At 63.5% G+C, this 23442-nt stretch carries 26 protein-coding genes, 1 tRNA gene and 1 pseudogene; 8 read left to right on the plus strand and 20 right to left on the minus strand.

The annotated features are described in order from the left end of the window. Nucleotides 1–190 precede the first annotated feature (190 nt). On the minus strand, nt 191–3334 hold the full coding sequence (locus tag NKH54_RS20530; RefSeq protein WP_353028788.1) for an amino acid permease: 3144 nt from the start codon (nt 3332–3334) through the stop codon (nt 191–193). A gap of 513 nt (nt 3335–3847) precedes the next feature. On the opposite strand from NKH54_RS20530, the gene NKH54_RS20535 reads away from it, so the two are divergent. Further along, on the plus strand, nt 3848–4099 hold the full coding sequence (locus NKH54_RS20535; RefSeq protein WP_353028789.1) for a hypothetical protein: 252 nt from the start codon (nt 3848–3850) through the stop codon (nt 4097–4099). 170 nt (nt 4100–4269) lie between these two features. On the opposite strand, the gene NKH54_RS20540 is transcribed toward NKH54_RS20535, so the two are convergent. Both NKH54_RS20540 and NKH54_RS20545 read right to left on the minus strand, forming a co-directional pair. Further along, nucleotides 4270–4476 (minus strand): hypothetical protein, encoded by a 207-nt coding sequence (locus tag NKH54_RS20540; protein WP_023681214.1) that lies wholly within the window; start codon nt 4474–4476, stop codon nt 4270–4272. Between the two features lie 74 nt (nt 4477–4550). After that, entirely contained in the window at nt 4551–4850 is a 300-nt protein-coding gene (locus NKH54_RS20545; RefSeq protein ID WP_023681215.1) for a DUF1236 domain-containing protein, read from the minus strand. A gap of 206 nt (nt 4851–5056) precedes the next feature. On the opposite strand from NKH54_RS20545, the gene NKH54_RS20550 reads away from it, so the two are divergent. The 3 genes from NKH54_RS20550 to NKH54_RS20560 all read left to right on the plus strand — a co-directional run bounded on the left by NKH54_RS20550 (nt 5057) and on the right by NKH54_RS20560 (nt 6186). Beyond that, nucleotides 5057–5287, plus strand: a complete 231-nt coding sequence (locus tag NKH54_RS20550; RefSeq protein ID WP_353028790.1) for a hypothetical protein — start codon at nt 5057–5059, stop codon at nt 5285–5287. Between the two features lie 47 nt (nt 5288–5334). Beyond that, nucleotides 5335–5643: a DUF1236 domain-containing protein gene (locus NKH54_RS20555; RefSeq protein WP_353028791.1), complete on the plus strand. Its 309-nt coding sequence runs from the start codon at nt 5335–5337 to the stop codon at nt 5641–5643. Nucleotides 5644–5841: 198 nt separating this feature from the next. Next, nucleotides 5842–6186 carry a low affinity iron permease family protein gene (locus NKH54_RS20560; protein WP_023672069.1) on the plus strand — a complete coding sequence of 115 codons (345 nt, stop codon included), beginning with the start codon at nt 5842–5844 and terminating at the stop codon, nt 6184–6186. Nucleotides 6187–6287: 101 nt separating this feature from the next. Here the strand turns inward: NKH54_RS20560 and NKH54_RS20565 are convergent. From NKH54_RS20565 to NKH54_RS20605, 9 genes are all read right to left on the minus strand, one after another. Continuing rightward, nucleotides 6288–6372 (minus strand) — tRNA-Leu (locus NKH54_RS20565). A gap of 294 nt (nt 6373–6666) precedes the next feature. After that, on the minus strand, nt 6667–7287 hold the full coding sequence (locus tag NKH54_RS20570; RefSeq protein ID WP_023672068.1) for a 2,3-bisphosphoglycerate-dependent phosphoglycerate mutase: 621 nt from the start codon (nt 7285–7287) through the stop codon (nt 6667–6669). 27 nt (nt 7288–7314) lie between these two features. Then, complete coding sequence (dapB, locus tag NKH54_RS20575; RefSeq protein WP_023726737.1) at nt 7315–8136, minus strand: 4-hydroxy-tetrahydrodipicolinate reductase; 822 nt, start codon at nt 8134–8136, stop codon at nt 7315–7317. Further along, nucleotides 8133–9992 (minus strand): ABC transporter ATP-binding protein, encoded by a 1860-nt coding sequence (locus tag NKH54_RS20580; protein ID WP_023681221.1) that lies wholly within the window; start codon nt 9990–9992, stop codon nt 8133–8135. The genes dapB and NKH54_RS20580 overlap by 4 nt, the downstream gene beginning before the upstream one ends. A 279-nt stretch (nt 9993–10271) precedes the next feature. Next, the gene (locus tag NKH54_RS20585; RefSeq protein ID WP_353028792.1) at nt 10272–11291 is read right to left on the minus strand and encodes a glucokinase; all 1020 of its coding nucleotides are present in this window, start codon (nt 11289–11291) and stop codon (nt 10272–10274) included. 106 nt (nt 11292–11397) lie between these two features. Continuing rightward, nucleotides 11398–12480 carry a penicillin-insensitive murein endopeptidase gene (gene mepA, locus NKH54_RS20590; RefSeq protein WP_502907556.1) on the minus strand — a complete coding sequence of 361 codons (1083 nt, stop codon included), beginning with the start codon at nt 12478–12480 and terminating at the stop codon, nt 11398–11400. A 46-nt stretch (nt 12481–12526) separates the two neighbouring features. Further along, nucleotides 12527–13456, minus strand: a complete 930-nt coding sequence (locus tag NKH54_RS20595) for an SDR family oxidoreductase (RefSeq protein WP_023687563.1) — start codon at nt 13454–13456, stop codon at nt 12527–12529. Further along, on the minus strand, nt 13453–14607 hold the full coding sequence (gene queG, locus NKH54_RS20600; protein WP_023687562.1) for a tRNA epoxyqueuosine(34) reductase QueG: 1155 nt from the start codon (nt 14605–14607) through the stop codon (nt 13453–13455). The genes NKH54_RS20595 and queG overlap by 4 nt, the downstream gene beginning before the upstream one ends. After that, nucleotides 14588–15280 carry a glutathione S-transferase family protein gene (locus tag NKH54_RS20605; protein ID WP_023672063.1) on the minus strand — a complete coding sequence of 231 codons (693 nt, stop codon included), beginning with the start codon at nt 15278–15280 and terminating at the stop codon, nt 14588–14590. The genes queG and NKH54_RS20605 overlap by 20 nt, the downstream gene beginning before the upstream one ends. Nucleotides 15281–15449: 169 nt before the next feature. Between NKH54_RS20605 and NKH54_RS20610 the strand changes: the two genes are divergently transcribed. Next, nucleotides 15450–16256 (plus strand): undecaprenyl-diphosphate phosphatase, encoded by an 807-nt coding sequence (locus NKH54_RS20610; protein WP_023687560.1) that lies wholly within the window; start codon nt 15450–15452, stop codon nt 16254–16256. 176 nt (nt 16257–16432) lie between these two features. Here NKH54_RS20610 and NKH54_RS20615 read toward each other — a convergent pair whose 3' ends face one another. Beyond that, a complete protein-coding gene (locus tag NKH54_RS20615; RefSeq protein WP_023698068.1) occupies nt 16433–16810 on the minus strand; it encodes a YraN family protein in 378 nt (125 codons plus the stop codon). Further along, nucleotides 16803–17711, minus strand: a complete 909-nt coding sequence (rsmI, locus tag NKH54_RS20620) for a 16S rRNA (cytidine(1402)-2'-O)-methyltransferase (RefSeq protein ID WP_023687559.1) — start codon at nt 17709–17711, stop codon at nt 16803–16805. Before rsmI ends, NKH54_RS20615 begins: the two co-directional genes overlap by 8 nt. Before the next feature lie 173 nt (nt 17712–17884). Here rsmI and NKH54_RS20625 point away from each other — a divergent pair, with 173 nt between their 5' ends. Further along, the gene (locus tag NKH54_RS20625; RefSeq protein WP_023687558.1) at nt 17885–18070 is read left to right on the plus strand and encodes a hypothetical protein; all 186 of its coding nucleotides are present in this window, start codon (nt 17885–17887) and stop codon (nt 18068–18070) included. Nucleotides 18071–18149: 79 nt separating this feature from the next. Here the strand turns inward: NKH54_RS20625 and NKH54_RS20630 are convergent. From NKH54_RS20630 to rph, 6 genes and pseudogenes are all read right to left on the minus strand, one after another. Next, nucleotides 18150–18284, minus strand: a pseudogene (locus tag NKH54_RS20630) (EamA family transporter); the annotation flags it as partial. A gap of 188 nt (nt 18285–18472) precedes the next feature. After that, nucleotides 18473–18796 (minus strand): low molecular weight protein tyrosine phosphatase family protein, encoded by a 324-nt coding sequence (locus NKH54_RS20635; RefSeq protein WP_023702417.1) that lies wholly within the window; start codon nt 18794–18796, stop codon nt 18473–18475. A 6-nt stretch (nt 18797–18802) separates the two neighbouring features. Beyond that, nucleotides 18803–19960: a radical SAM family heme chaperone HemW gene (gene hemW / locus NKH54_RS20640; protein ID WP_023710342.1), complete on the minus strand. Its 1158-nt coding sequence runs from the start codon at nt 19958–19960 to the stop codon at nt 18803–18805. After that, a complete protein-coding gene (gene rdgB, locus NKH54_RS20645; RefSeq protein WP_023710343.1) occupies nt 19960–20607 on the minus strand; it encodes an RdgB/HAM1 family non-canonical purine NTP pyrophosphatase in 648 nt (215 codons plus the stop codon). Before rdgB ends, hemW begins: the two co-directional genes overlap by 1 nt. Continuing rightward, a complete protein-coding gene (locus NKH54_RS20650; protein WP_023698063.1) occupies nt 20607–21017 on the minus strand; it encodes a VOC family protein in 411 nt (136 codons plus the stop codon). The genes rdgB and NKH54_RS20650 overlap by 1 nt, the downstream gene beginning before the upstream one ends. 190 nt (nt 21018–21207) lie before the next feature. Beyond that, the gene (gene rph / locus NKH54_RS20655) at nt 21208–21924 is read right to left on the minus strand and encodes a ribonuclease PH (RefSeq protein ID WP_023710344.1); all 717 of its coding nucleotides are present in this window, start codon (nt 21922–21924) and stop codon (nt 21208–21210) included. Between the two features lie 155 nt (nt 21925–22079). Here rph and hrcA point away from each other — a divergent pair, with 155 nt between their 5' ends. Then, a complete protein-coding gene (gene hrcA, locus NKH54_RS20660) occupies nt 22080–23165 on the plus strand; it encodes a heat-inducible transcriptional repressor HrcA (RefSeq protein WP_023681233.1) in 1086 nt (361 codons plus the stop codon). A 36-nt stretch (nt 23166–23201) separates the two neighbouring features. Next, nucleotides 23202–23402: a hypothetical protein gene (locus NKH54_RS20665; RefSeq protein ID WP_023672050.1), complete on the plus strand. Its 201-nt coding sequence runs from the start codon at nt 23202–23204 to the stop codon at nt 23400–23402. Nucleotides 23403–23442: the final 40 nt, after the last annotated feature.

A 23442-nucleotide genomic window follows, 5' to 3' on the forward strand; every position in this document is an offset into this window, starting at 1 on the left:
TAAGCGCCTGGCCGGGAGGGCAGGTTGGTTCCCGCACCAACTCGTGCGGATGCCTCACATGGCCCCGCGCTGCAAGGCAAACAGTGCGCCGACAAGTGCGACCTTTATAAGGGCGAGCCCGAGCAGTACCGCCAGCAGTCCTCGCTCACCAGTATGCTGCAAGAGCAGCGCGCCGACGGTCGGCGCCGGGCTATCGCGTTACGCCAAGCGCCTGAGGTGCGGTAGTATCCTTGGGCTCCCCGAAGGCAGATCCTGGCGAAATCCCATTCGTCACATCTTTGTAGAGCGCTATCGGATGCGGGCGCCCCACCAGATATCCTTGGATTTCGGGACATCCTTCCCTCATCAGGAAGGCACGCTCGTCCTCTGTTTCGACACCCTCCGCGATGACAGGCAAGGCCAGCGCATTCCCCAGGCTGAGTATCGTGCGCACGATGGCTGCCGATTGGACATTCGAACCGACACCCGAAACAAAACTGCGATCGATCTTGATCTTGTCGAATGGAAACGCCTGCAACGAGGACAGCGAGGCATACCCCGTGCCAAAATCATCCATCGAGACCCTGACGCCCAACGCCTTCAACCTCCGCAAAACCGACAAGGCGGTTGCCCGGTCGCGGATGAGAACCCCTTCCGTGATTTCCAGTTCCAGCCGCCCCGGAGCAAGGCCGGTCTCGTAGAGGATAGAATGAACGAGGCCTACCAGGTCCCCGAAACGGAATTGCACGGGAGAAAGGTTGACGGCGATCTGCAGCGGTGAGGGCCAGGAGGCCGCGTCACTGCACGCCTGCCTGAGCGTCCATTCACCTATCTCAACGATCGTGCCATCCTGTTCGGCAAGCGAGACAAACGCGTTTGGGGAGATGAGCCCATGCTTTGGATGGTGCCATCGGGCGAGTGCCTCGAAGCCGAAGATTTCGCCGTCCATCCTGGCTTGCGGCTGATAATGAAGCACAAGTTCGCCATGGGCGACCGCAGAGCGCAAATCTCGCTGCAAGGCGTAGCGCTCTCTTAGCCGCCTATCCATCTCAGGATCGAAGAATTGCACCATTCGACGACCGTCCGCCTTGGCCCGGTAGAGCGCTGCGTCGGCATTTGCCATCAGCGCCGCGGCATTCTCTCCGTCTTTCGGATAGATCGCCGCGCCGATGCTCACCCCGATCGAAATGTGCTGGCCCCGGATTTCGAATTTGCCTGCCGCCGATTCGAACAGACGGTCCGCAACATCCTTGGCACTCGCGGACCGGTCATCCATGGTCAGGACAACCGTGAACTCGTCGCCGCCCATGCGCGCGATAAAGGCCTCGGGCGCCGCGGTTTGGAGACGCCGGGAGATGGTGCAAAGCAGATCGTCGCCGGCGGCGTGCCCGAAAACGTCGTTCGCCTCTTTAAAATGGTCAAGGTCGATGCTGAAGACGGCAAAGCTGGCGTGCGTTGCTTTTGCGCGCTCGAGCGTCGTGGCCAGGTGTGCTGCAAGCGCGGCTCGGTTCGCCAGGCCGGTAAGCGGATCGTGGTGCGCGAGATGCGCGATTTCCTCGTGCCGTGCCATCAGTTCGGTGCGCGCTACGTTCATGTTCTCGCGCGCGTCGTCCAGGCCGTGGGCGGCTTCCCTCACCTTGTCCTGGAGCAGATTGAAGCTTTCGGCCATCTCTCCAAGTTCGTCACGAGAGTTTACGGTAACCGGCATGATGTTCACGGAGGCGTGCGCCGCGGCGAGGTCTCCCCGCCCCAGGGCGACCATGGCAAGAGAGAAATCCTTCAGCGTTCCGGATGTCAGACGCTTTGCCGCGTTGCTCACCTCGGTCGCCGAATGGGTGATCATCCCCGGCAAGATCAGGCCAACGCTGATGGTCAGCAGCGCGACAACGACAAAAATGTCCTCCAGCGCGGCGACCAATGAAGTGTCGCCTTGGGGAACGCTGCCGATCGCCAGGAAATAGCCGGCACCGTCAAGCACGAGCACAAAAAGCATGGCTCCGGTAAGCTTCAGGTGAAGCGTATGTGGCAGCAAGGGTAGACCGAGTGCGTATCGATCCTCCATCGTGCGCCAGGCGTATAGCGCAGCACCCGAATATGCCAAAGCCAGACCGAACAGGACGGTAGGAAGGCCAAATTGCTGAAATCCCAGTATGGCGGTCAACAGCCATATTGCAGCCGCGCCTACGCCAAGGATGATCGTTCCCCTGGGAGCCCGGAAGGGTCGCTCGGCTTCGGGACTGTCACGGCGCAAGAGCCAGACTGCGATGTTTGGCATGCAGATGCTGATCAGGTACGTAAAATTGGCCGCGGCGATCATCCAGAGCGGATACCCGCACAGCATGAAGCCGATTGCCGCGGCAGCTGTGAGCAGCGTTGCCGCCCAGGGACAATCTGTTGAGGTGCGCCTGGCCAGGAAGCTCGGCAGCAGGCCGTCTTCGCTCAGCTGCGCAAGGGTCCGCGCGGCGCCTGCCAATGGCTGCAACGTTCCATGGAACATGTTCAGCATGATGAGCCAGATGGCGGCCGCCTTGCCGAAACTCCCCAACAAGGGCGCAAAGGTGGGCCCGAGAGCTATGGCGAGGTCGGTGCCGAGCGGCTCCGGCCCGAGCACACCCAGCCAGACAACCGGCAGGACCAGGAAATAGACGCCGGCCATTGCGGCGCTGGCCCACATCGCCAGAGGAATGTTGCGGTTGGGATCGATGGTTTCGCCAACATGGCAGGCTGCAGCCTCAAATGCCGGTGCGGCAAACCCGATCAGGTACAGTCCCGCCATCACCGACGTGATATCGCCGAACAGGCCGGTAAACGGGCTGGTCAGGGCAAAATCCGTCGCCTGCCGCCAGTCGACCGAGCCACTGATGACCGGGACGAGGGATGAGAGAAACGCAAGCGTCGCGGAGGCAGTGGCGATCGGGATCGCCAGTTGGACCACCCACTTGATTCCACACAGGTTGACCGCCGTAAAGAATGCGATTAGCCCGCAGGCGACCGCCTCCACAGGGAGGCCCGGCAGGTACCATTGCTGTATTGCAGACGCTGAAAGAACCGCTGTCAGTCCGCAGGTCGGCACCCAACCCCACCAATAGCAGGTGCCCGTCAGAGCCGAGAGAACGGGACTGTAAGGTCGGAAGGCTTCGGCGCACGCTGCAGAGATACCGCCGACGCGGTTTGGCCACATGAGAACCAATTCGGTCCACGCAGGCGCGGCGGCCCAGCTTAGAAGCAGACCAACAACGAGCAAAGGAACCGCAGCGCTTCCTTGACCGGGAATATTCCCCTGGCCGACAAAAAGGGCGGCAATCAGAAACAGGCTTTGATTGCTGCCACCCATGGCGAGCGCTGTCGTGCCCATCCATCCCAAGGTTCTCGGGTGCGGTCGTGAAGGCGTGAGGCCCGGCATTCAGAGACATCCATTCGAGTGCGGAGCGCTGTCTGACTGGCGAATGTAACCTGCGGAGATATGTCTGTCGAACGTCGCGCTCCCGAAGTCAAAGTTGGACCTTAGGTGAGACGTATTAAGACTTCGTACCAAACCAGATCCGCCCGATGATCGCTGTCAACTTGCGGTGGCTGCGGTTCAATCATGCTGATGCCGGCCCCAAGGCCTTGACCTCCTCAGATCTGGGATGTCATTTCCAATTTTATCTATCGCCCACTATGGAAGAGCGATCGAATAGTCGCGAATACAGCCTAATATCGATTATTATCGACAAATCTCGTGATTGCGGCGCTATCATCCGAAGGCGGCTGAAATCGACTGTAGATCGCTAATCACATTGACCGCTTTTGACTTCGTACCTCGCCATCGCGGGGCAAGGACCGAGACTTCACGCCGTGCCTCAAATTGGAGCTAACTTGTGCGAGCATGCCCATAGCCCCGCGTTGCAGGGCAAACAGCGCGCCGACCACGCTGGGCGCGGCGGTCGGCCTTGGCGCGCTGGTGGGTCCTTCCCAGGCCGGCGCCCGTACGGTCGATATGGCGATCGCTCGCTGCCATCATCGGATCTGGACCAAACTGGCCTCGGTGACATTTGTGACCATAGGCGTGGCGACGCTCTGGACCGGCCTGCCGGTTCTGCCGGCCGCGCTGATTTTCTACGGCGCCGGCTTCGGCTAGCATGGCCGGGTATCTTCACATGCTGCGACATGGTGTTCTGGACGATGCTTGAGCGCGACGCGACCTCGCCAGCGGGCACGCCTTCGACGCCGGCCCGTAGCAGGAATGTGTTCAGCACCAGAACACTTGGGATCAGCGTTGCGGGAGCCTGCACACGTGAGTACTCCGCCTCACAAGCCTTCCGGCTGGTCCTCGAGGACGAACGACGCTGCAATCAGGTCATCGCCACTGATGCGGCCACTGCCGCCAACCATGATGGATGCGACTTTCTGAAAGGTCTTCATGTCGGCCTCTGTTATGCGCGCATCGCGCATTCTCGCCCTGAGAGAACCCAAGCGGGTATCAAGGGCTGGCGATGTCTCGACGTCATCGATCATCTTCGATCATCCTGGAGCGCAATGTGAAATCCGCTGCCCGCCGCCATGGCCGGCGGCGGGCGGCAGCTATTCGATCAGTCGTAGACCTTCACAATTTTCCGGGTGCTGGGATCGACCAGGACGGTGCGGTTGTCGACCACGACGTAGCGGTATTTGACGTTGGGAACTTCGTGCAGCTCGACCGTATCAGGCAAGGCACTGCCGACGTTCAGCTCCACGCCCGGGATCTTCACCGAAGCCAGCGGCTGCTTTTTTACGTATTCGCGGACGACCGTATCCTGCTCCGGTGTGATGACGACATCCTGAGCTGCGGCGGCGCCGACCCCAGCCAAAAGCAACAAGCCTGCAGCGGCACTTGCAAAGTGGATTTTCATGGTTTTCTCCTCGCGTAATCCGGCGACGGCACCACGCCTGTTCGCCGAGGGACCGAACTTGAGATCAGCCAGATTGTTCCTGTGACTTCAGTCCGCGGCGAACCAGACCAAAGTCGGATATCAGCTAAGACCCAAGTCCCGAGGCGGAACGTTCAAGCGGGGCAGGCGTTTCCCAAATGCAACTAAATAAAACAGGAGAGGAACACATGGCCGACGGCCCAACTGTTGTTAATTCTGGTGGTGGGGGCGGCACTGCAATTGCTGTTGTTCTTGCACTTATTGCAGTCGTAGTATTGCTTATTTTTACCGGCGTCATCAATATCCGCGGCGACGGCGGCAATGATATCAACGTCAAGGTTGAAGCGCCAAAGGTGGAAGCTCCGGCTGCACCCGCAAAGCCTGCGGCACCTGCCCCAGCCCCTGCGAGTGGCGGCTGATCTGGTCGTATCCACGCCTTGAAACTGACCTATGAAAGGAAATTCCCATGACCAGATATTTCGTCAGCGCCGCCGGCGCCCTCGTCCTTATGGCGGGCATCGGCACCTCGTTTGCCGAGGATGTTATTGTTATCAAGCCCGAACAACAGACGGTCATTCGCGAATATATCCATAAGCAGAAGCTGGCCTCAGTCAGTTTGCTCGGCGTCGAACTCAATGTCGGCACGGCACTTCCAGACACTGTCGAGCTCCACGCAATCGACGTTCCGGATGTCCGCTACAAGTATACGGTTGTCGGAGATCATGCGGTTCTCGTCGATCCCGACACGCGCAAGGTCGTGCAGATCATCGAATAACGCGCGAGCCCGCCGCTCCGGTCTGGAGCGGCGGGCTGTGGCTGCCCTGTGAAAGTCTACGGGCAGCCTTTTCTCAACGGGAGGATGTCTGATGTTTAGCGACAAGGAAACTTGGGTCCTGGAAGCTGCCTTACTCGCGGCAATTCCAATTTGCGTAGCCGTCACCGCACTCGTTGCATTTTTGACCGCGGCCTGGATATGAATCGCTTCCTGTTTGTGATGGGCGACTTTCTATCCCGGCCACCGGGCTTCTATGTCCTTCTTGTAGCCATGCTGCTCTGTACTGCGTTGGTGCCATTCGGCCTGACCAATGTGGTCACCTACGCATTGTCGGTAGCGGCCATCGTGATCACCGGCGTTGTGCTGATCCAGGGTTACCGCGACACGGCCGCCATTCACGCCAAGCTTGATGAGATTATCGTTTCGCTGAATGAGACCAGAAACGATGTCGTCGGCTTGGAGCATGCCGAGCCGGAGGAGATTCGGGAGAAGCTCCAGACACTCGAAGAAGAAGCAATGAAAGCGGTTCGCCCGCCGCATTGACCCTCCGCTGGACTATCTGTCATCCATCAGCAAAAAAGCCCGGGAACCGGGCTTTTTTGCTTCGCGTCTAAATCATTTCGGACTTATCCGAAACGGGAATTTGGTGCCCAGAAGAGGACTCGAACCTCCACTCCTTGCGGAACACGGACCTGAACCGTGCGCGTCTACCAATTCCGCCATCTGGGCTGGTGCGGGCTCATGTAAGCGGGCAAACGATATGTGTCAACGCGCTTTTTCGAGGGCCGCAGCCTGCCGGCTTAGTTTCCCGGGGGTCAACGCCGCCCCTCACCTGCCTGCCGGCATCCTCTCCCCGCACAGTGACGGGGAGAGGGGCGCTCTCATCGATGATTTTCGCCGGTCACCTGCGTCACAAGAAGAGCGCCGAGGCTGCGGCCAGCCCTTTCTCCCCGTCACTATACGGGGAGAACTGCCCGGCAATTAGGGGCAGCGCCGACTCGGCGAATGCGTTGGCCGAAAACCTCACCCCTCCAGCACGTCCTTCGACGCCACAGTGGAATCGGCGTTGAGCTTGTAGATCACCGGGACGCCGGTGCCGAGCTCGAGCTTGACGATCTCCTCGCCGCTCTTGCCGTCCAGCGCCATGATCAGTGCGCGCAGCGAATTGCCATGCGCGGCGACCAGCACGGTGCCACCCTTCAGCACATGCGACTGCATGTCGTGAAGATAATAGGGCCAGACGCGGGCGCCGGTGTCCTTCAGGCTTTCGCCGCCGGGCGGCGGCACGTCGTAGGAGCGGCGCCAGATGTGCACCTGCTCTTCGCCCCACTTCTGACGCGCGTCGTCCTTGTTGAGACCGGAGAGGTCGCCGTAGTCGCGCTCGTTCAGCGCCTGGTCGCGGATCGTCTTCAAATCGCTCTGGCCGACCGCGTCGAGAATGTGCTGGCAGGTCTTCTGCGCCCGGATCAGCGCCGAGGTGAAGGCAATGTCGAATTTCAAGCCGCGTGCCTTGAGCTTCTGGCCGGCTTCCTTGGCCTCCTTGTGGCCCTGCTCGGTAAGGTCGACATCGCGCCAGCCGGTGAACAGGTTCTTCAGGTTCCATTCGCTCTGGCCGTGGCGCACGAGCACGAGAGTTCCCGACATGTTTGCTCCTTCAAAATTATGGATAGTTTAGCTCAAGCCGAGCACGTCCCGCATGGAATAAAGTCCGGGCTTTTTACCGCGCGCCCAGAGCGCGGCCTTGACCGCGCCGCGGGCAAAGATGGCGCGGTCCTCGGCATGGTGCGACAGCGTGATGCGCTCGCCGGTCCCGGCCAGGATGACGCTGTGGTCGCCGACCACCGAGCCACCGCGCAAGCTGGCAAAGCCGATCGTTCCTGGCTTGCGCACGCCGGTATGGCCGTCGCGTGACCGCACATCGTTGCCGGCAAGGGAAATGCCGCGTCCCGCCGCCGCCGCTTCGCCGAGCAGCAAGGCGGTGCCCGAGGGCGCGTCGACCTTGTGCTTGTGATGCATTTCGAGGATCTCGATGTCGAAATCCTCTGGACCGAGCGCGCGCGCGGCCTGCTCGACCAGCACCGCCAGAAGATTGACGCCGAGGCTCATATTGCCGGATTTGACGATCGTCGCGTGGCGCGCCGCGGCCTCGATCCTGGCGTCGTCTTCCGCCGAGCAGCCGGTGGTGCCGATGACATGGGCAATGCGTGCCTGCGCGGCATAGCCTGCGAATTCGACGGTGGCTGCCGGCATGGTGAAATCGAGCACGCCGTCGGCCTTGGCGAACACCGGCAGCGGATCGTCGCCGATCGTCACATTGATGATGCCGATGCCGGCAAGCTCGCCCGCATCCCTGCCGAGATAGGGCGATCCGGTTCGTTCGACCGCGCCGACGACGCGGGCGCCGGGGATCGAATGGATGGCGCGGATCAGCGTCTGGCCCATGCGGCCGGCCGCCCCCACCACCACCAGGCCCATTTCGCTGGATTCGCTCATGCTGTTCTCCCCACCGCCTTCTTGGCGCGGCTGCGCCGGACCGGAGTTTGGACGGGCTTCGAGTCGTCGACAAGCCCCAGTCCGTTCTTGCCTTGAATGCGGTGGAAGCGGGCGTAGACACTGTTTGGATCGGCCATCAGTGCGGCATGGGTGCCTTCCTCGACCAGGCGCCCCTCTTCAAGCACGATAATGTGGTCGGCGTTGACGACCGTCGACAGGCGATGCGCTATCACGATGGTGGTGCGCCCTTCCATCACATGGGTCAGCGCCTCCTGGACGCGCGCCTCGGCCTCGTTGTCGAGCGCCGAGGTCGCTTCGTCGAGCAAAAGGATCGGCGCGTTGCGCACGATCGCCCGCGCAATCGAGACGCGCTGGCGCTGGCCGCCGGAAAGTGTCGAGCCGCCCTCGCCGACGGGCGTGTCGTAGCCCTGCGGCTGCTGACGGATGAACTCGTCGGCCGCCGCCAGCACCGCCGCCCGCTCGATCTCGGCGTCGGTCGCCGAAAGTCGGCCAAAACGGATGTTGTCGCGTATGCTGCCTTCGAACAGATAGGGCGCCTGAGAGACATAGGCGATCGAGCCGCGCAGCGAGTGCTTGGTGACTTTGGAAATGTCCTGGCCATCGATCTCGATCGAACCCTTGTCGACATCGTAGAAGCGCTGCAGCAGCGCCACGAGCGTCGTCTTGCCGGCACCCGAGGCCCCGACCACCGCCGTAACCTTGCCGGCCGCGGCGGTGAAACTCAGGTTCCTGATCACCGGCATGTCGGCGCTGTAGCCGAACGTCACATTGTCGAAGCGAACCTCGCCGGTGGTGATCCTGGCTTCGACCGCGTCGGGCGCATCGCCCTGTTTAGGCTCCAGGTCGAGCAGCTCGTAAATCATCCGGGCGTTGACCAGGGCACGTTCCATACCGACCTGCGTACGAGCCAGGCGCCGTGCCGGATCGTAGGCCATGATCAGCGCGGTGATGAAGGAAAACACAGCGCCTGGTGGTTGTCCGAGCACCAGCGCCCGGTAGCCGGAATAGGCAAGGACGGAGGTAATGGCGAGACCGCCCAAAATCTCGGAAATCGGCGACAGCCGCTCCGCGACCCGGGCGATCTTGTTGTTACGCTGCTCGGCCGTATCGGCCATGATGCCGATCCGGCGCGCCAGCTCGGCTTCCAGGGTGAAGGCCTTGACGATGGCGATGCCTTGCGTGGCCTCCTGTACGGACCCGTTCAGCCGCGAGTTGATCAGCACCGATTCCCGGTTGATGCGCCGCAATCGGCGGGTGATGTAGACGACGGCCCAGATCAGCGGCGGCCCGATCAGCAGCGAGCTGAGCGACAACACCGGATCCTGGTAGATCATGACGCCAACGAGGGCGATCAGCGAGACCGCGTCGCGGCTGATGGAGGTCAGCGTCAGCGACAGCAGATCGCGAACGCCGCCGACATTCTCGTTGACCTGTGCCGCCAGCCGACCGGAACGCGTATCGTTGAAGAAGTCGACGCCGAGCTTCATCAGATGGTCGAAGCTGCGCTTCTGGTAGCGGGCGACCAGATTGTTGCCGATCTTGGCCAACGCGACCGCCTGGCCGTAACCGGCGAAGCCGCGCAGCACGGAGGCGGCCATGAACCCGGCGCAGATCCAGACGATCATGTCGCCGCGTCGTTCGTAGAAGATCTCGTTGATCATCGGGGCCATGATCCACGCCGTGAAGGCGGTGGTGGCGGAAACAATCAGCAGGCAGCCGACGGCAACGACATAGGTCCAGCGATATTCACTACCATTTTCGGCCAGGATGCGGCGCAGCACCGCAGTGACCTCAGCTGGCTGGACTTTCAGTTTGAGTGGACTTTGAGCGGTCAAATCGCGGGCGCTTCGTGGTTTGCTAGAGCATGATGCCGAAAAGTGTGAAGCGGTTTTCGGACGACATCATGCTCTATCTCTTTGATTTAGAGCCGGATTCAGATTTCAGGTCGATTCGATCTGAAATCATCCGGCCCTAGGGATGCCAGGCTGGAATTCGGCCCCTCTTAGCGCCCCGGCTACGGCTTGCCTATGGCGAAACTTCGTCGCGGCCCGAGGTTGGGGTCACGAAAGCGGCAGCCATTTCCAAGAAAATACCCGTTTTCGGGACGAAATGGATCATGCCCGCCAGCGCCGCCCCGCGGTCTGGACGCCGAACAGCGAAGGGTTGCGGGCATAGGCGGCAAGGCCCAGAAGTGCCGCCAGCGGGTGGGTGATGACATAGACCGGCATCGAGGCCATCAGCGCGCTGTGCGGCGCCTTGTCCTCGAAGGCGGCGCGGAAATTGCCTTCCTTCAGCGCGGGCACGATCTTTTGCGCGATGCCGCCGGTCAAAAACACGCCGCCGCGGCTCATGAACACCAGCGCGAGGTCGCCGGCGGTGCGGCCGAGGCAGGTGACGAACAGCGCCAGCGCTTCCTCGGCGGCCGCATCGGTCTTGGCCAGGGCCGCCCCGGTGATTTCGGCCGGCGTGGTGAACGGCGCCGGCTTGCCGTCGGCCTTGGCGACCGCCCGGTAGACATTGACCAGACCGCGCCCGCACAGGATCTGCTCGCCCGAAATGCGGCCGTCCAGCTTTTCGATATGCGGGAACACCTCGAAATCGCGCGGCGTCCGCGGACCGATATCCATGTGGCCGCCTTCGCCAGGCACCGGTATCCAGTGGTGGAGGGCATGAACCAACCCGGCCACGCCGAGGCCGGTGCCGGGACCGAGCACGACACGCCCGGCATTCTCCTCCGGCGTGCCGCCGCCGATCTTTTCCATGTGTTCTTCGCCGAGCGCCACGACGGCCAGCGCCTGCGCCTCGAAATCGTTGAGCACGACGATGTCGCCCAGGCCCAGATTGGCAAACATCTGCTTCGGCTTCACCACCCAGGGACAATTGGTAAGCGGGATCTCGTCGCCATCGACTGGTCCGGCGATGGCCAGCACTGCCGAATTCGGCCGGATGGACGACCGGTCGAGCACCGCCGCCTGGATCGCCTCGTCTATGGTGGCGAAATTGGCGGTTTGCACGATATGCGGCTCACCGGCTTCCGAATTTGCGTCGAGCACGATCGAAAAGCGCGCATTGGTGCCGCCGATGTCGCCGATCAGCACTGGAAACCGCAACGCGGTGTCGTCGTCGCCTGACATGCTCTTGCTCGTCCCCTTTGCGGCGCCGTTGTGACCGTTTCAATCGCCCGGTGTTCAATCGATTGACTAGCGCATGGCCCCGGAAAGGGAAAGCGTCAGTTCGCCATCACTGTCCGACGTTTGCCGGCGGCCGTCGCCTTGGCAGGGGAATGCCGATCTCCGGCGTGGCGGTGAAGGCGTTGGCTGCGTTTGGCAAGCCGCCCGCATTGCCCGCAATAGGCGGAGGCGCGTCGGGTTCCGGCGCCCTGGCGGCGATTGGCACGCCGCCGCCGCGATAGGTGACGGCTTCGGCCGAGTCCGCGTCGGGCTGGTCAAGCACGAACTGGCATTGTTTCGGCAGGTTCGCCATCGTCATCAGGTCGCGCGCCTTGGGCGCATCCGGGTTCTTGTTGGGGCGCCACGGCTCCTCGGTAAACCACCAGGCCAGCGGCTTGCCGCAGCCGTCATCGTCGGGCGTCGCTTCCTGTCCCTTGCAGTTGGGCGAACCCGGCTGGCAGCCGATGCGGATGTGGAAATGATAGTCATGGCCCCAGAACGGCCGGATTTTTCTCAGCCAGGTACGGTCGCCGGTGACGGTGTCGCACAGCTTCTTCTTGATGCCTGGATTGACCAGGATGCGCTCGACTTCCGGATAGCTCGCGGCGCGCTTCAACAGCTTGGTATGTATCGGCTTCCACAGCCTGTCCTTCACCAGATGCGTCTTGTCGTCGACCATCAGCGTGGCGCTGATGTTTTCGCGCTCCTGGGTCGTAAGCTTGCGGTCGGGCATCGGCGTCAGCCAGATGTCGGCGTCGAGGCCGATCTGGTGCGAGGCGTGCCCGGTCAGCATCGGGCCGCCGCGCGGCTGCGAAATGTCGCCGATCAGAAGCCCCGGCCAGCCGTCGGCGGCGGCATCGCGCGACAGCTTCTCGATCAGCGCAATCATCGTTGGATGACCCCAGCGCCGGTTGCGCGAGGGACGCATCACCTCCCAGTTCTGGCCGTCCATCGGAATGGCGACGCCGCCGGTGAAGCAGCCCTTTGAATAGAAGCCGAAGGATTGCGCCGCAGCCACCGCCGGTAGCTTCTTGGCGCCGAACAGGTCTTTTGCCCGTGGCTCGGCCGTGATTGCGCCCGCCACCAGCCCGGCCAGCGCCACGGTCGCCAGCGCCGCCGTCAGGAACGGCCGTCTGCCGGTCAAGGATCGCATCGAAATCGTCATGAACCCCACTGCAAAAGTCCGCAACACAATCGAATCATATCACCCTCGGGCTCGCGTTTCGATTATCTACCTTCATCGGGCTGCGCGGCTCGCCGTCGCGCCAGCTGCCGTCGGCCCACATCCGATCGAACGCCTGGCGGTAGTCCGGATAGCGGAACCGGTAGCCCGCTGCCTTGATCGCGGCGTTGGCGACGCGCTTGTTCTCGCCATAGAAGGACCGCGCCATGGGCGAAAGTTGGGCGGTCTCGAAAGGAATCTCCGGCGGCGGCTCGACGCCCATCAGCGAAGCGGCATAGGTGACGACATCCTGCGGCGGCGCCGGCTCGTCATCGGTGATGTTGAAAATGCCGCCTCTATTGCCACCGATGAGGTGCCAGAGCGCGCCGGCGATGTCGTCGCAATGGATGCGGTTGAACACCTGGTCGGGCTTGACCAGCCGCCTGGCCGTGCCGTTTTCCAGATTGACCAGCGCGTTGCGACCCGGCCCGTAAATGCCGGAAAGCCGCAGGATGGCCACCGGCTTGCCGGTCTCGAGTCCAAGCTGCAGCCAGCCCCGCTCGGCCGCCACTCGCATCGACGAGCGTTTCGACACCGGCCGGCATTCGGCCGTTTCATCGACCCAGGCACCGTCATAATTGCCATAGACGCCGACGGTCGAGAGATAGCCGATCCAGCGAAGCGCCGGCATCGCCTCGATCGCCTTGCGCGCGGCGAGAAGCACAGGGTCGCCGGCCTCCTCCGGTGCCACCGAGACGACGAGATGGGTGGTCTTTTCCAGCGCATCGCCGATTTCAGGGGTCAGGGCGCCGTCGAACAGCAGCGGCGCGATGCCGACCTGCCGCAGCGCGTCGAATTTTTCCGATGAGCGCGTGGTGCCGAAGATCGTAATCGCCTCCGCATTGGCCCGTGCAAAGGCTTTGCCCGAATAGCCGGCGCCGAAGATAAAAACCTGTTTTTCGCTCATGCATGCGCCTCGATTGGCAATGCGGACAGCCATTCGTCCTGCACTGTAGTGTCGGTTTCGGTTTTCAAGTAGACCGCCGCCTGCCCGTTGAATTCGGCGGCCGTCACCAGCCGCGCCAGCGCCCAGATCGCCGCGCCGCGCACCAGCGGCGAGGCATCGCCAAGCAGATCGCGCACCGGGCCGGCCAGCGAAACATCGCCGGAATTGCCGGCGGCGGTCAGCACATTGCGGACAAAGCGGTCGCGGCCGATGCGCTTGATCGGCGAGCCGGAGAAAAAGGTCCGGAACGCCGTGTCGTCCAGCTGCAACAGTTCCGCCAGCGGCGGTTCGCGCAGTTCATCGCGCGCGGCGAGCTTGGCCTCCGAGGCGGCGCGGGCGAACTTGTTCCACGGGCAGGCGGCGAGACAATCGTCGCAGCCATAGATGCGGTTGCCGATCTTTTCGCGGAATTCTTGCGGGATCGGCCCCTTGTTCTCGATGGTCAGGTAGGAGATGCAGCGCCTGGCATCGAGCCGATAGGGCGCCGGAAAGGCATCGGTCGGGCAGGCGTCGAGACAGGCGCGGCAGGAACCGCAATGGTCTACCTCGGTCGAATCTGGCGTGAGCTCCGCCGTGGTGAAGATGGTGCCGAGAAACAGCCAGGAGCCGTGCTCGCGGCTGACCAGATTGGTGTGCTTGCCTTGCCAGCCGAGCCCGGCGGCCTCAGCCAGCGGCTTTTCCATCACGGGCGCCGTATCGACGAAAACCTTCACGTCGCCGCCGGCCCGCGCGACGATCTTGCCGGCGATCTCCTTCAGCCGGCCCTTCATCACCTCGTGATAGTCGCGGTTTTGCGCATAGACCGAGATCGCGCCGAGATCGCGCCTTGCCTGCAGCGCACGCGGATCGTGGTCGGGGCCGTAATTCATTGCCAGCACGATGATCGAGCGCACCTCGGGCCACAGCGTCGAAGGCTCGCTGCGGCGTTGAAGCGTCTCCGCAATCCACGCCATCGAACCGTGAAAACCATCGGCGACGAATTCTGCCAATCTGGCAGGCGCCAGCGGGATCGCGTCAGGCGTGGTGACGGCAACCGCATCGAAGCCGGCGCGCCGCGCCTCGGCGTCGATCAGCGCGCGCAGGGTTTGGCTTCTAGAAGTCGAGGTCCGCATAATGCGAAACCGGCGACAGGCCGCGAACCCGGTCGGAGAGCAGCGGCCGGAACGACGGCCGCGATTTCACCCGCGTGTACCATTCGCGCGCCGCGGCATGCTCGCGCCAATCGATCTCGCCGAGATAATCCAGCACCGACAGCGTCGCCGCTGCCGCCAGGTCGGCATAGGTGACCTTGCTGCCGGCCAGCCAATGACGGGTGCCGGCCAGCCAGTTGGTGTACTTCATGTGCTGGCGAATGTTGGCGCGCGCCGCGCGGATCGCCGCCGAATCGGGGGAACCGCCGCCCGCCGTTTCCGGCATCACCGGCTTCAGCACGCGCTCGCGCACCAGATGCCGGGTCACTTCGCTCTCGGCCTTGTTGAGATACCAGTCGGTCAGGCGGCGGATTTCGGCGCGCTGCATCGGGTCTTCCGCAAACAGGCGCTTGTCGCGCTTCAGGACACCACGTGTTTCGTCGAGATATTCAGCGATCACCATGGCGCCGACGATCGGCACGTCGCCTTCGGCCAGCAGGATAGGCAAGGTGCCGGCGGGGTTCAGCGCCAAAAACTCCTTGCGCCGCGTCCACGGTTTTTCCTCGATCAGCGCCAGCTCCTCGCCATATTCGCCGAAGGCGAGGCGCACGAAGCGGCAGGTGGCGAACATCGGGTGATGGAAAAGCGTCAGCATGATTCCGCGATATTAAGGCGCACTGGCGAATCGCCGTCCGCACCGGTAAGTCTTGGCGGCCCGTCATGCGGCCGTCACGGTGCTGCGACCTATAGGGGGACTTCCGCGCCGTGACAAGCAAGCCCTTTTGCCAGCCGTTTCCTTCCGTCCCTTGAATGCCGAGGTTGCCATGGATAGCCACACCATCGTCGAAGCCCTGCTGCTCGGCCTGCTGGAGGGGCTGACCGAGTTCATCCCGGTCTCCTCGACCGGCCATATCCTGCTCGCCGGCCATTTCCTCGGCTTCCATTCCACCGGCAAGGCGTTCGAGATCCTGATCCAGCTCGGCGCCATCCTGGCGATCCTCAGCGTCTATTTCCGCCGTCTGTGGCAGATGCTGCTCGACCTGCCGCATGATCGGCTGACGCGGCATTTCGTCATCGGCATCCTGATTGCCTTCCTGCCGGCCGCCATCATCGGCGCGCTGGCGCATGATTTCATCAAGACGGTGCTGTTCGAATCGCCAAGGCTGATCTGCATCATGCTGATCATCGGCGGCGTCGTGCTCTTGGTCGTCGACCGCATGAAGCTGCAGCCGGTCTACCGTGACGTCGAGCGCTTCCCGACAAGGCTTTACCTGCAGATCGGCCTGTTCCAGTGCCTGTCGCTGATCCCCGGCACGTCGCGCTCCGGCTCGACCATCGTCGGCGCGCTGCTGCTGGGCGTCGACAAGCGCGCGGCGGCGGAATTCTCCTTCTTCCTCGCCATCCCGACCATGGTCGGCGCCTTCGCCTTCGATCTGTTCAAGAACCGCAACGTGCTGAGCAGCGCCGACCTGCCGATCATCGCTATCGGCTTCATCGCCGCCTTCCTTACCGCGCTGATCGTCGTCCGCTTCCTGCTCGATTACGTCTCGCGCAACGGCTATTCGCTGTTCGGCTGGTGGCGCCTGGTGGTGGGAGCGGTTGGGTTGGTGGCGCTTTTCATTTGGGGGTGAGCTTTACCCTCCCCCTTGTGGGGGTCCGAAGGACGGGCGAGACAGGCGGCTCGCCCCGGTCAGTCGATCCGCAAAGCGGATCGGGGTGGGGGCGCCACGCCCCCGCCCCGTTTCGCCAACGACGCTTCGGGTCGCTTGCTCACCGACCCTCCCCACAAGGGGGAGGGTAAAGGCCGCTAACTCCTCCCAAAAAACGCGTTCTCGACATGCACCGGCCAGCGCCAGGGCAGCACCGCGATCATGTCGAAGCGCATCGACAATCTGCCGTAGTCCGGCTGCCGCGACAGCCAGATGTCGGCGGCGCCCTCGATGCGGCGCTCCGATTCGTGGCCGATCGCCTCCATCGCTTCCATCAGCGTGCGCCGCGCCTTGACCTCGACGAACAGCACCAGGTCGCCGCGCCTGGCGATCAGGTCGATCTCGCCGAAGCGGGTGCGATGCCGGCGGGCGAGGATGCGATAACCTTTCAGCATCAGCGCCGCTGCCGCCAGCCACTCGCCGCGATGGCCGCGCCGATAGGCTTTTTGGCGGCTGGCGGCCGGGCGCTCAGCCACCTTCGCCTTCTCCAACCGCATCCCTGAGTTCCAGCAGCCGCCGGTAAAGCGCCTGCTTCTGCCCGCCGGTCATCTTCGCCGCCTCCGCCGCCGCCTTGGACGCCGGCATTTCGGCGGCCAGCGACAGCAGCAGCCTGTCGATGTCGGCGGGTTGGTCGGCCTTGATCTCGGCGGGCCCGACGCAGATGACGATTTCGCCCTTCGGCGTATCGGCCGCCGCATAATAATCGGCCAGCGCCTGCAGCGTTCCCGTCCGCATCTCTTCGAAAGTCTTGGTCAGCTCGCGGCCGATGGCGGCCTTGCGCGCGCCGCCCAACGCCTCGACCATGGCGACCAGCGTTTCGGCCAGCCGGCGTGGCGACTCGAAGAAGATCAGCGTTGCCGGCACCGCCCTGAACGTTTCCAGCTTTGTCATCCGCTGCCCTGATTTCACCGGCAGAAACCCGGCAAACAGGAAGGCGTCGGACGGCAGGCCCGACGCCGTCAGCGCCGCCAGCGGCGCCGATGGGCCGGGGATCGGCACCACGCGCAGGCCGCGCTCCAGCGCTTCGCCGACCAGCCGGTAGCCTGGGTCGGAGATCAGCGGCGTGCCGGCATCCGAAATCAGCGCCACGCTCTGCCCGGCCTCGAGTGCCGCGATCAGCTTCGGCCCGGCCTCGCCGGCGTTGTGCTCGTGATAAGCGGTGGTGCGCCGCCGGATGCCGTAGCGATCGAGCAACACGCGCGAGACGCGAGTGTCCTCGCAGGCGACGATGTCGGCGGCGGCGAGCGTCTCCAGCGCGCGCAGCGTGATGTCGGAGAGGTTGCCGATCGGCGTCGCCACCAGATACAGCGCCGGCGCCAGCGACCGGACCGCGATCTCGGTCTGCCCGATCACATAGCTGCGCTTCTCGCCGGTCACCGGGGTCTCTCCATTTCGCCCTGTTTGGCACGGCGCGCGCCGGGTTGCAAAACTCCCGAACATCGAGCCAAACCTGACGCCGATGTAACCCGGCGGCCATGTCTTTGCCACAGTGGGGAACGAAAGCGTGGCTGGCGGATTGAATACCTGAGTCTCTTGAGGAGGAGGACAGGATGGACAGCCTGGAATTGCAGGACGTTTTCGAGCCCTATTATGCCGAGCGCAAGCGCTTCACTGCGCGAAAGGGCAAGCGTGCGCTCGCCGAAAGCGACACCGGCCTGGCCAGTCGGGCGGCCACCGCCTTGCCGACGAATGTCAGGCTTTCGGACAACAAACCGGACAGCACGACGGAGCACTGACCGTACGATGCCCAATCGTTTCGATATCTTCATCACCCGTCTTGAAACGAAGAGCGCCCGCGAAGGCGCGCCGCCGCATCCGATGAACGACCAGAACAGCGTCCGCCGGGACAAGAGCGACGCCAAGCCGGCCCGGACCGGAGAGGCGCATGCCGAGAAACACCGCGGCAAGCGCCGCTTCAAGCACGACGCTTAGTTTGTCGATCGGTGCAACATCGTCATCCTAGGGCGAAGCAAGGAGCGAAGTGACGCGGCGCAGACCCTATGATCCATTCCGTGACCTCTGCCGAAGGATGCAGCGGCGCAGAATTCTGAACCGCTGCAGCGCCTTAACCTCGCGGCAAATCCCGGGTGAAGCCCGAGGATGGCGAACGCGGGCGTGGAACGCCCCAACCACATCAGTCAGCCCAGGTATCGCGTCACCCTCACCTCCAGCAATCGCACCAACTCCGGATCCATGAATCCGTAATCATCCGGGATGTCGAGGCAGATGACGCGGGCCTTCTTCAGGCTCTCCTTGAATTTCTTCTGCAGCTTGGTGCGGTGCGCCTTTTCCATCACGAAGACGATGTCGGCCCAGGCGACCAGCTCATGCGTCAGCGGCGTGTGGGCGTCGTGGTTGGTGCCGGCCGACGCGACCTCGATATCCCTACGTTTGGAGAACACCTGCTCGGCGGTCGGGCTGCGCAAGCGGTTCTGGCTGCAGACGAACAGCACGTTCTTCATCGCGATCTACCGCGCCAAATCCGCCACCACGGCATCGAGCACGATCATGCCGGCTGGCGTGGCGCGTAGCCTGGCATTGCCGATCGGCGCCACCAGCCCCTCATCCTGCAGCACGGTCAGCCGGGCGCTCGACAGGCCGCGCCCGGAAAACGCCTCGTAGCGGGAAAGGTCGATGCCTTCGGCCAACCTCAGCCCCATCAGCAGGAACTCGTCGGCCTCTTCGGAGCGCGTCAGGATCTCGCCGCCGGTGACGCCATGGCCCCTGGCCTCCACCAGATTGGCCCAGGTCTCCGGCATCCGCTCGGCGATCGTCACAACACGGTGGCCGTTCTCGATAAAGCGGCCATGCGCGCCCGGTCCGACGCCGACATATTCGCCATACCGCCAATAGGTCAGATTGTGCCGGCTCTCGGCGCCCGGCCTGGCGTGGTTGGAAATCTCATAGGCCGGCAGGCCATGCGCTGCGGTGACCTCCTGAGTCAGCGCATAGAGATCGGCGGCCCGGTCATTGTCGGGAATGGTAAACTTGTGCGCCGCATGCAGCGCATGGAACGGCGTGCCTTCCTCGATGGTCAGCTGGTAGAGCGACAGATGGTCGGCGGCATGGCCGATCGCCTGTTCGAGCTCCGCCTGCCAGTCGTCCAGCGTCTGGCCGGGGCGGGCGTAGATCAGGTCGAAGGAGAGGCGCGGAAAGATTTCGCGTGCCAGCCCGATGGCATGCAGCGCCTCGTCGACATTGTGCAGTCGGCCGAGAAAGCGCAGATCCTTGTCGTTCAGCGCCTGCACGCCGAGCGAGACGCGGTTGACGCCGGCGGCTCGGTAGCCGCGAAAGCGCTCGGCCTCGACCGAGGATGGATTGGCCTCCAGCGTCACCTCGATGCCGTCGGGCACCGTCCAGTTCTTCGCCACGGCGTCCAGCACCGCCGCCACCGTCTGCGGCTGCATCAGCGACGGTGTGCCGCCGCCGAGAAAGATGCTGGTCACCTCGCGCGCCCCGGTCCGCTCGCGCATCGTCTTCAGCTCGGTCTCGAAGGCGCGGGCAAAGCGCTCCTGGTCGACCGGCTGGTGACGGACATGGCTGTTGAAGTCGCAATACGGGCATTTGGCCGCGCAGAACGGCCAGTGGATGTAGACGCCGAAGCCCGGGCTGCGGTCCAGCGACATTAAGCTGAGCCTAACCTGGCGCGGGCGAATTTCTGGAAGGCGCGGGCGCGGTGCGACAGCGCCGTCGGCTGACCGGGCTTCCAGCCGTGTTTTTCCTCAGCGCTCATCTCGCCGAACGTCTTGTCGAAACCGTCGGGCAAAAACACCGGGTCGTAGCCGAAGCCGAGTTCGCCGCGCGGCGGCCACACCAGCGTTCCCTCAGCTTCGCCGCGATAATACTCAGCCTCGCCATCGGGGAAGGCCAGGCAGATGACGGCGACGAACCGCCCCTTGCGCTGCGCTGGCTCGGCGGCGCCGACCTCCTGCAAGGCCACTTCGGTGCGCTGCATGGCCATGCCGAAGTCGCGGCTGCCATCGGGAGCTTCGGCCCAATTGGCGGTGTAGACGCCGGGAGCGCCGTCGAGCGCGTCGACGCACAGGCCCGAATCGTCCGACAGCGCCGGCAGGCCGGTCGCCTTAGCCGCGGCGAAGGCCTTGATGTAGGCGTTTTCCTCGAAGGTGGTGCCGGTCTCCTCCGGTTCCGGCAGGCCGTAGTCCTTGGCCGACTTCGCCTCGAAGCCGAACGGACCCATCAAGTCGGCGAATTCGCGCAGCTTGCCTTCATTGTGGCTGGCAACGACGATCTTCTTTCCATCGAGAGAATGCATCAAAGGCCCCAGATCCTTGGCTCGGCGAATTCGATCGAATTGCCCGAGGGGTCGCGTATGTAGATCGAGCGCCCGCCCTGCGGCCATTCGAATTCGCTTTCGATGGCGATGTTTTTCGCCTCAAGTTGCGCCTTCCACTGTGCGAGTTCATCCGCACTTGCGGCAAAGCAGAGATGGCCCTCGCCGACCGTGCCATGTGGCGGCACTTTCAGCCGCGCATCGGGCGCCGGCGGGATTTTGGTGGCTTCGGCGTTGAAGACCAGCAGCACGCCCGGGCCGCAGCGGAAGAAGAGATGGCGGCCGTCGACCTTGCCGAGGAGAGGGAGGCCGAGGACGTTGGAGTAGAAGGCTTCGGCAGCGGCGAGATCCGTGACGTAAAGCGCTGACTCAAGAATAGCGGAGGGTTGCATCAGGCACCCCCCTCTGCCCTGCCGGGCATCTCCCCCGCAAGGGGGGAGATTGGCAGTTCCGCTGGCGGCGTCTCAACGTTGATGGTTGGCGAAAACGGCAGCGACCTCTGATCTCCCCCCTTGCGGGGGAGATGGCCGGCAGGCCAGAGGGGGGTGTGAAGGATCGCCGACGTCATCACGTTAAATTCAATCAGGCCACAGCCATCTGCTGCAAGCTCACCAGCCGCTGAATGCCCTTCTTGGCCAACCCCATCAGCTCCGCGAACTGACCTTCCGAGAACGGCTCGCCCTCGGCGGTGCCCTGGATCTCGACGATGCCGCCCTTGCCGGTCATGACGAAATTGGCGTCGGTGCCGGCAGACGAATCCTCGATATAGTCGAGGTCGATGACCGGCTTGCCGTCGTGGATGCCGCAGGAAATTGCCGCGACATGGTCCTTCAGCACCTTGGCAACACTGGCCATCTGCCGCGCTTCCATCCAGCGCAGGCAATCGTAGAGCGCCACCCAGCCGCCGGTGATCGAGGCCGTGCGGGTGCCGCCATCGGCCTGGATGACGTCGCAGTCGACGGTGATCTGCTGTTCGCCCAGTGCCTGCAGGTCGACAACGGCGCGCAAGGAGCGGCCGATCAGCCGCTGGATTTCGAGCGTGCGGCCGCCTTGCTTGCCGGCCGAAGCTTCACGGCGCATGCGCTCGCCGGTCGAACGCGGCAGCATGCCGTATTCCGCCGTCACCCAGCCCTTGCCGGAATTGCGCATCCAGCCCGGCACCTTTTCCTCCAGGCTCGCCGTGCACAACACATGCGTGTCGCCGAATTTCACCAGGCACGAGCCTTCGGCGTGTTTGGAGACGCCGCGCTCGAAGGAGATGGCGCGCATTTCGTCGGCTTGGCGTTTGGAAGGGCGCATCGAGGCCTCTTTCTGTTCTTTTATGGTTGCGTCGGCGGCTTGTAGACGCATGCAGCCCATGGCGCAAAGGAAAAGGCCGGGCGATCTGGCACAGACGCCGGGTTGCGCGGGGGCGATGGAAGTCTATATCCTTGAGCCGGAGGTTTTTGGCTCGAATGACCAAGGCAGTCACCGAACCCAGTCTGCTGGCGCCCGCGCTGCAATCGCTCGACATGCGTTCGCGCGACATTTTCCGGCGCATCGTCGAATCCTATCTGAAGGACGGTGAGCCTGTGGGATCGCGCAGCCTGTCGCGCATCCTGCCGTCGTCGCTGTCGCCGGCGACCATCCGCAACGTGATGAGCGACCTCGAACATCTCGGCCTGATCTATGCCCCGCACATCTCGGCCGGGCGCCTGCCGACCCAGACCGGCCTGCGCTTCTTCGTCGATGCCTTCATGGAGCTTGGCGATCTCTCCGACGAGGAACGCCGGGTCATCGAGGCGCAGGTGCGCGCCTCCGGCTCGGGCGCGACGCTGGAACACATGCTGACCGAGGCCAGCCAGATGCTGTCGGGCATGTCGCGCGGCGCCGGCCTGGTGCTCGCCACCAAGAACGAGGTGGCGCTGAAGCACATCGAGTTCATCCAGCTCGAGCCGACCAAGGCGCTGGCGGTGATGGTGTCGCAGAATGGCGATGTCGAGAACCGCGTCGTCGACCTGCCGGCCGGCATCACCGTCTCGCAGCTGCACGAGGCCTCCAACTTCCTCAACGCCCATATCAGGGGCCGCACGCTCGCCGAGGCGCGCATCGAGATCGCCCGCATCAAGGACGAGACCAGGGCAGCGCTGGACACGCTGTCGCAGGATCTGGTCGAGAAAGGCCTGGCGGTGTGGGCCGGCGCCGACAGCGGCCTGCCGGCGCGCCTTATCGTGCGAGGCCGCGCCAATTTGCTCGAAAACGTCACCGCCCAGGCCGATATCGAATTGCTGCGCCACCTGTTCGAGGATCTGGAGACGCAGGACGGGCTGATCCAGCTGCTCGACCTCGCCGAGGACGGCCCCGGCGTGCGGATCTTCATCGGCTCGGAAAACAAGCTGTTCTCGCTCTCCGGCTCGTCGCTGGTCGTGGCGCCTTACCGCGACAAGGACGCCCGCGTCGTCGGCGCGCTCGGCGTCATCGGCCCGACCAGGCTGAATTATGCCCGCATCGTGCCTATGGTCGACTACACTGCGCAATTGATTACCCGGATGTTAAGATAATTCCGAAGCCGGGATCACCGTAAAGGAGGGCGCAGAATGGCGCTTGAATCGTTCAAGGCCCAGATCAGCATGCTGCTCGAAGAAATGGTCAACCAGCCGGAGGACGAGCACGAAATCCAGGAGCAGCTGCGCGAAAAACTGCGCGAAATGCGCGCCATGGGCTTGCCGCTGCCGGAAGATCTCGTCGCATTGGAAAAGCGTCTCGACGACGATCTCGACGTCGAAGAGGAAAGTTGAGCGGTTCTCTCGTCGAATCTGCGCGCGCGCACGCTTCTCT

The organism is Mesorhizobium sp. M1004, from assembly GCF_040318795.1.
Classification (GTDB): domain Bacteria; phylum Pseudomonadota; class Alphaproteobacteria; order Rhizobiales; family Rhizobiaceae; genus Mesorhizobium.

Excerpts from the sequence above, each read along its gene's own strand:
- NKH54_RS20585 (WP_353028792.1), bottom strand. The coding sequence starts at position 11,291 with ATGTCAGGCGACGACGACACCGCGTTGCGGTTTCCAGTGCTGATCGGC.
- NKH54_RS20545 (WP_023681215.1), bottom strand. The coding sequence starts at position 4,850 with ATGAAAATCCACTTTGCAAGTGCCGCTGCAGGCTTGTTGCTTTTGGCT.
- NKH54_RS20665 (WP_023672050.1), top strand. The coding sequence starts at position 23,202 with ATGGCGCTTGAATCGTTCAAGGCCCAGATCAGCATGCTGCTCGAAGAA.
- NKH54_RS20570 (WP_023672068.1), bottom strand. The coding sequence starts at position 7,287 with ATGTCGGGAACTCTCGTGCTCGTGCGCCACGGCCAGAGCGAATGGAAC.
- NKH54_RS20535 (WP_353028789.1), top strand. The coding sequence starts at position 3,848 with ATGCCCATAGCCCCGCGTTGCAGGGCAAACAGCGCGCCGACCACGCTG.
- queG (WP_023687562.1), bottom strand. The coding sequence starts at position 14,607 with ATGCGGACCTCGACTTCTAGAAGCCAAACCCTGCGCGCGCTGATCGAC.
- NKH54_RS20540 (WP_023681214.1), bottom strand. The coding sequence starts at position 4,476 with ATGATCGATGACGTCGAGACATCGCCAGCCCTTGATACCCGCTTGGGT.
- dapB (WP_023726737.1), bottom strand. The coding sequence starts at position 8,136 with ATGAGCGAATCCAGCGAAATGGGCCTGGTGGTGGTGGGGGCGGCCGGC.
- NKH54_RS20610 (WP_023687560.1), top strand. The coding sequence starts at position 15,450 with ATGGATAGCCACACCATCGTCGAAGCCCTGCTGCTCGGCCTGCTGGAG.
- NKH54_RS20635 (WP_023702417.1), bottom strand. The coding sequence starts at position 18,796 with ATGAAGAACGTGCTGTTCGTCTGCAGCCAGAACCGCTTGCGCAGCCCG.
- rdgB (WP_023710343.1), bottom strand. The coding sequence starts at position 20,607 with ATGCATTCTCTCGATGGAAAGAAGATCGTCGTTGCCAGCCACAATGAA.
- rph (WP_023710344.1), bottom strand. The coding sequence starts at position 21,924 with ATGCGCCCTTCCAAACGCCAAGCCGACGAAATGCGCGCCATCTCCTTC.
- NKH54_RS20605 (WP_023672063.1), bottom strand. The coding sequence starts at position 15,280 with ATGCTGACGCTTTTCCATCACCCGATGTTCGCCACCTGCCGCTTCGTG.
- NKH54_RS20650 (WP_023698063.1), bottom strand. The coding sequence starts at position 21,017 with ATGCAACCCTCCGCTATTCTTGAGTCAGCGCTTTACGTCACGGATCTC.
- hrcA (WP_023681233.1), top strand. The coding sequence starts at position 22,080 with ATGACCAAGGCAGTCACCGAACCCAGTCTGCTGGCGCCCGCGCTGCAA.
- NKH54_RS20530 (WP_353028788.1), bottom strand. The coding sequence starts at position 3,334 with ATGGGCACGACAGCGCTCGCCATGGGTGGCAGCAATCAAAGCCTGTTT.
- NKH54_RS20595 (WP_023687563.1), bottom strand. The coding sequence starts at position 13,456 with ATGAGCGAAAAACAGGTTTTTATCTTCGGCGCCGGCTATTCGGGCAAA.
- mepA (WP_502907556.1), bottom strand. The coding sequence starts at position 12,480 with ATGCGATCCTTGACCGGCAGACGGCCGTTCCTGACGGCGGCGCTGGCG.
- NKH54_RS20560 (WP_023672069.1), top strand. The coding sequence starts at position 5,842 with ATGAATCGCTTCCTGTTTGTGATGGGCGACTTTCTATCCCGGCCACCG.
- NKH54_RS20625 (WP_023687558.1), top strand. The coding sequence starts at position 17,885 with ATGGACAGCCTGGAATTGCAGGACGTTTTCGAGCCCTATTATGCCGAG.
- hemW (WP_023710342.1), bottom strand. The coding sequence starts at position 19,960 with ATGTCGCTGGACCGCAGCCCGGGCTTCGGCGTCTACATCCACTGGCCG.
- NKH54_RS20555 (WP_353028791.1), top strand. The coding sequence starts at position 5,335 with ATGACCAGATATTTCGTCAGCGCCGCCGGCGCCCTCGTCCTTATGGCG.
- NKH54_RS20550 (WP_353028790.1), top strand. The coding sequence starts at position 5,057 with ATGGCCGACGGCCCAACTGTTGTTAATTCTGGTGGTGGGGGCGGCACT.